Annotated in this window: 2 protein-coding genes; both read left to right on the top strand. The window is 41.4% G+C overall.

Annotation, left to right across the window (positions count from 1 at the left end; genetic code table 11):
• Positions 1–198: 198 nt before the first annotated feature.
• Positions 199–4,308, top strand: coding sequence for a hypothetical protein (locus tag PGW94_RS04180; protein WP_271758941.1), 4,110 nt, complete (start codon positions 199–201; stop codon positions 4,306–4,308).
• A gap of 40 nt (positions 4,309–4,348) precedes the next feature.
• Complete coding sequence (locus PGW94_RS04175; protein ID WP_271758938.1) at positions 4,349–5,674, top strand: hypothetical protein; 1,326 nt, start codon at positions 4,349–4,351, stop codon at positions 5,672–5,674.
• The last annotated feature ends 846 nt before the right edge of the window (positions 5,675–6,520 follow it).

Raw genomic sequence — 6,520 nt, 5'->3', positions numbered from 1 at the left:
GAGATGCGTGAAACGACGAGTAGTAAAGGTGAATAAAATGACCGAAATTTAGTTGTGAAATGGAAGGGGCTCTTCGATAGTAATCAGCCACTGTTCGGAGAAAAGCGTAATAGAAAGAGATAGGGTGTTTGACCATATCAGGGTGTTTGACCATATCAAAGATGATGGGTTGATGGTTTAGATTAATGAAGGAAATAAATGCATACGAGCACGAGAAAAGGCAAGAATAGCGAAGTCACAACGGAACGGCGGCGCAATTTAGTTTATGTGAGGCCAAAATCGCGAAAGGTGCTCATTGCAGTTATTTGTATAACAGTGTTATTTTGCGCGGCTGTTGCGACTTTAATCTGCTTACATTATGCTTCTGTGATAAATATATCTGCAGTGTTTACGGAAGCGGTGATAGCACCTATAGTCTTTGGCGCTTCAGCTATCTGCGATTTGGTCCTGCTTTGTCTACTAATAGCAGAAAAAACTAGAAAAAAAAGGGTAAGCAATTTTGTTGAGGAAACAAACGAAAGCGGAAAGTACTATATGGCCATCATGACTGAGCCACATGTAAAAGCAAACGAAATATCAGAAAAGGGTAGTGGTTCAGATGCAATGGTATTTAGAGATGCTATTGCTCGCTCTGGAGGAAAAGAAAGTAAAATAGAATTCTTGCTCGAAAGTGGGCGATACATGTGCAAAGTGGGAGACATGATATATTCCGTACGTGGTATAGAGTATTTTACAAAAAACGAAGAAAAAGCATTCAGAAAATACGTAAGAAAAAGTAAATTACAAGATAACGAAAGAAGATTTGTACTTGAGTGCGCAGTCCCGAGTACTATGTACGCGTGTACTAGTAAGCCTCCAAGATCTTTACCGCATCGTTGTGCACCGGAGTATACTGAAAAGGAAATGAAAATAAAAGGGGCTGTAAGAGCCTATTTTAAGGTTGATGCCAACAATAGAGATGCTCTATTGTCACTTGTAGTGGGCAAATATGATAGATCCCTTGGTGTTGTCAATGATTTTTACGCTGCAACCAGTTACATTGAATATCATGAGCGCGTTACGGGTGTAGACTTCCAACGTTCTGGCAGTACGGAGGAAATGAGGTTTCGCGCAATGTGTGAATCAGGAATTGCTGCAGACTTGATTCAATACAGGGAAGAATTCGCAGCGCTATTACCTCGACTGCGCTACATACATAGAAGAACTTTAGGTATATTTATTGCAATTGCCAAAAGACGAAAGATATCAGACGTTCCACAAGAACAACGCAATGGTACGAGTAATGGCATATTAAGGGCAATTTGTGCGACTACATCGTCATCTTCAAAAGTAATTACGTCACAGCCATCGAATAACATTAAAGCTAAGCTAATCCTCAACTTTATAGCGGATATAAACTTCTGCCAAGGCATGATTTACTACACTTTGGCAAGTATTCTTGAGTGCGATAAGCAGGGGGTAAGATTTAGAGCATCTCCCGGTGAGTTGTATTCTTTACCACTTATATGCACGCATATACCAGAGCTTTATGACACCGCTAAGAGTTTTGCTGGAGTTATGATCGTTAATGACAAGGGCGTAATTTCAGGAATAAATCCAACAAGTGTTAGCATTAAAAACTTAGCAATGGTTCGCGGTTTTGGTGATGCTTTTGCAGAGGAACAGGCATTGATTAATTATGCAGCTGAAACTTTGGAGTCACGTCGGCGTCTTTTGGATAAATTTGGTGGTGATAGACTTAAGGCGGCAATTGTAATAGCAGAAGCTAGTATCAAAAACAAAGAAGTTGAAGAGATGACTAAAGATATGGGGGCGATGCAAGCTCTATTCACTGCCAGTGAAGCTGCTCTTACGCACCGTATGGAAATGATACTTATGCGTCTTCTCGGAGAAGAAAAGAAAGAAGATCGGGAAATAATGAAGGACTTGGTGTCATTTTTTAGCGCCATGACGATGGATTTTGTTCTTGATGATCGAAGAGACGAACGTAACTTCAATGTTGACCTGTATTCCACCTTTGCGGCCATGCACAATGCGTATGCACTATTTTGTAAACCAGGCTTTGCTGACGGTATGGGACTATTGTTGAATGATGAGGTATTGATAGGGCAGTATTTTCCTTTTGGAGGCATAGAACACGTTAAAGTCGTGCATGACAGCATGGGTGTTCTTGGAAGCGCAGCGGACATCTCTAAGAGTGATACAAAAAAAGAGAAAACTCATATGCTTTATGATGAGTGTGAAACGATACCTAAAGCAATTGATACTGAGGAACGTGATGTCCTACCACCTTTCTTCAAAGAAATCTTTCTTTCAGGGCTAAATGAATCTTTATCTAGTAAAGCAGGCACCTCACCGGAAGCTACTTCATGTCAAGGCACAGACTCCGCAGCAAGAGCGGATTCATCTGCGTCAGCGCCGGTTACCACGAATGAAGTAGTATTCGAAATAAAGGATACTCATGTGGAGAGTGGTGGTAAGACCACTACGCAAGTGGAAAAGTGCGAGCCTGAGCCACATCAGAGCTACGTAGCGCTAAAGCTGACAGGTCTATATGACGGCGGTGATGTTGATTTTAGTGAACTAAAGAATGTTACGGTTAGAGATATTAAGTTTCATGACTTAGTTTGCGATTCTGATACATCAAAAAAGTTCAAATCATGTAAAATATCCGGGTTTGACCAAGTATTTAGTGTTGCTCCAGATAGTTTCCAGGTGAAATCTCGTGAAGAAATCACGGAACAAATAGAAAATTACTCGATGAAGGAAAATGAATTACACGTTGTATTAAATCTAAATGCCGATCGGACGCCAGTTTTAGCCCGTATGACCAAAGTTGACTCCTCTGAAGAGTACGAGCTACCAGATCAATTATCGTACTCTCTAAGTGGATCGACTCATGTTTTGGGGTTATCTCAACTCGGTTTTGACACAACTTCCCATAAGGGCTTATTGGGCGCTATGCTTTCAAGTGAGGCGCGAAAACGCATTCCATATTTGACTGGAGCTTTGAAGCTATATGTTGAATATCATTCGCATGCGTTCCCAATAGAAAGCTATGCGGTTTTGAGTGTAGTTGAACCACCGGCAGCCCAGATCATGAAGGATATTGTTATGTACAATAGGGAATTCAGAAATGTAGCGGAAAGTAACGTCCTACCGCGTGCACAGAGCGAAAGTCTACTGTCCATCATAAATGATTATTATTGTAGAGCTGGTTTTTATGTAGTTGCTATGAAGGTTTTAGAGAAGGGAAAGGGGGACATTTCGCCGGACTTTCTTTCTTCACTCATAGTTGCTAGTTGGAGGACGCAGGCGCGGCCACCAACTGATGGTAAGGCTTTGCCGTTAAGGGATGACATCGTGTGTGCCGATACAGAGGCTGTGCAGAATAATTGTCATGATAAGACTACGCTAATGTTGCTTGTTGACAGGGACTACAGATCTTTTCATATGCATCAGATTTTAGAGAAAGTTTGTGAAGAAGTAAGGGCGCACGGAACGGGATTCGATGATATAAGTGCCAAATTTGATAGATTTTCAATTGGTCTTCCGGGTGTACTAGAAGTAGCTTATATTCTTGCTAATTCATCTTACGGCGATGAGCAACAAGCTTCTGATGCAACGCCTTTCGGAAAGTTTCGGGTAGGTTTCAATAACTCCACGATGACTATTACAGGATTTGACGGAAATAGCGGTCGCGAGGAGGGTTATACCGACATTCTGGTTGGTAATCCAGGGTTAATAAAGGCCAAAGTGAATAGTTTAATGAAGGATGCGCCCGAGTTTATGTTGCCGTGGGCATATATCCAAGTTTTACTTGATGTAGAGCCAGATGCTAAGCAAAAATTCCAATCGATATTTGAAGCACGTAATGTGAGGCTATATGATCGAGTGGTCTTTAATGGCACGTTTAAAGAAAGAAAGGAGTATCTGGCTTCGCTAGCGCGTAGTAATGATGGGCAGCTGATTATTAAGAAGGCAGTTGCATTCATGATTTCCGAAGACTTGTGTGCATTGTTCAAAGGGAAAGAAAATAGGTGTGAAATTTTCGAGACATATAAGCGTTCAGACGGTATTGAGCACTTTGTTAAATACTACAAAAGAACGCATCCGCAAATTTCTACTAAATATATCTGTAAGGATTATATCCCAATTGGAAGCGCACTCGAGCTACCTAAGGTTGAAATGGTAGCGATGCGCTCTCGAGATAGTGGTGAGCTGCAGATACCAGATGTTACACAAAATTCAACTCTTACAGAGATGAGTGGTAGCACAGAGCATGTTCAACATGCGCACGCATTATAGTGTGCAGAATGGTTTTAGATTTTAATTTATAGAGGTTTTTATGGCTAAGGGTGGTGACGTAGTGCTTCAAAGTACACACGAAACAACACAAACAAAAAAAGAGGAGGATGGCACTATACAACGAACTGAACATTCTGGTTCAAAAGATGTGAAGGCTAGTTCTTCATCACAAGGAGACAGCAAGCAGGGTGCCGCGGAGAGTAGTGGTGCTACAGTTTGTACAGAAGGCAAACAGTGCACGGCTGGTGCATCAAAGGGTAAGGGTAAAAAATCTGCAAAAGGAAGCAGTGTTTCATCAGGTAATCAAGCACCTGTTAACGGTTCTGCGCAAGCTAATAGTGCAGATGCTACAGCTAGTTCTTCTTCAACAGCGGCTACAACTAGTTCTGAGCAAGTAGCAGCTCCGACTAATTCCGCTACGGTAGGCTCGGCTTCAGCTAGTACTTCCCAGGCAGCAGCTACGACTACTAATTCTGTTCCTGCAAAATCTGCTCCAGCTAGTACTTCCCAGGCAGCAGCCACAACTACAACTACTAATTCTGCTTCTTCAGCAGTGGTTACGTCTGATTCTGCTCCAATAGTATCTTCAGCTTCTGGATCTACTTCAGTTCAGGTATCAGGTAGTCCTACTGTGGTGCCAACAGCTCAGAAAGCTACAGCAGAGAGTGTACCCGTTTCTGCTCCGAACACTGGCGTTAGTGGTAATCAAGAAGCAAAACCCGAAGTTGCTTCGGATAAAAATCCGCAATCTTCTACAGCGTCTGAAAGCGATAAAAAATCTCTGGAACGCCGGAAGAAGGAATTTAAGTACGTAATGGTTGCTACTGTGATTTTGCTTTCACTTACAGTTACTACTATATTTACTTTCATTTCTCTGTATTTAGTCGCTAATTTTGCCGCTATGGGCTTTGGTACATGGCTTATCCCTAGCGCTCTGTTAGCAACATTGACATTGGGTGCAGCTTCGGGTGTTGGTTATATGGTGTATCGTGCTACTAATCCTAATAGGGCAGAAGGTACCAGTATTTTCCCTCGCATCTCATGTGCATCAAAGAGTGCAGAAAGTTCTGCATCCGGAGAAAAAAGCAAGACGACTGAAAAGGAAACTTGTTGCGCTTCTAAATGCAGCAAAAATAAAGATGCTGCACAAGCAGCTTCTTCAGAAGAAAAACCTGCAAACGCTACAGCAGCAAATACCTCAGTAAAAGTCGCTGAAGGAACTACTTCTAATCCTCCGCAGAATGGTACTACGGTAATTTCAGCGGGTGATAGTTCGGCGCAGACGGCTCCAGCTGTGACGCTTACTGAAGCTACAGTGACGGCTGAGGCGAAAAGCCCCGTGCAACAACAAGTTCTAGCTTCTTAAGCCTTAACTTAATGGTGAGGCTCTCTAAATCTAATTAAAGGTGAAGAGAGCCTCTCTTGCCTAATTATCTGTAATGCTTACGAGAACATATACGGTATTTTTAAACAGGGAGCAGCTCCAACGAGCTGTTGCGCCCTACATTAGAAACAGCGCACTCTTTGAGTTTTTATTGTACCTTTCTTATCATTGTTTACTATCCACAATATGGATGCTAATTACTTTACCCTCATCAATCACAACCGACACCGATTCAACACAGCTGCCAAAGTTCCAGCAGTAGTCCTACTTTTCCGCACAACCTATTTATAGGTAAGTAGCTACCAATGCACCCAGGTTTTTAACTGGGGCCACTTTTTCTCTAGTTTTATGTATTTAGTTTACTTTTTCATGAACATAAGACTAAAACGCAGCTAAGTAACATGGTGCCGCAACTAGTTTTAAGTTGGCATTTTTATATTGTTATCCTCTTTTCAGCGCATTTTTCTCTTTCCATTTTAAGGATAAAAAAGCCGCTATCTATCACGTTTCATATGATATGCCAGAATTAAAACTGCTATATCAGAAGATTTTTGTGATAAACTCACATAAATATGTTAATAACTTATAAGGTGTTATTAAATTTATTAGTATGCGACTGCATGCCTGACCATATTGGATTTTATGTTTTCTTAAAATAAATCTAGAGCAAATCATGCACCTTGTAAGTCAGGTCTATGTAGTAGTAAGGCAGTGAGGGAAACAGCGACATATTTTAGTAAAAGGGATATAAGTTGCCATAAATAAGGGTAAACAATCTCCCCAGCTACGACGATAGAAAAGAAGTCAACAAAGTAAAGGTTATAGCCC

It is taken from the genome of Candidatus Anaplasma sp. TIGMIC (assembly GCF_028204095.1).
Lineage (GTDB): Bacteria > Pseudomonadota > Alphaproteobacteria > Rickettsiales > Anaplasmataceae > Anaplasma.
The sequence above is the reverse complement of the archived record's forward strand: the minus strand, read 5'-3'. Positions and strand labels throughout refer to the sequence as shown.

Bases quoted from the DNA above. Each gene is read 5' to 3' on its own strand.
- PGW94_RS04180 (WP_271758941.1), top strand. From the start codon at position 199: ATGCATACGAGCACGAGAAAAGGCAAGAATAGCGAAGTCACAACGGAA.
- PGW94_RS04175 (WP_271758938.1), top strand. From the start codon at position 4,349: ATGGCTAAGGGTGGTGACGTAGTGCTTCAAAGTACACACGAAACAACA.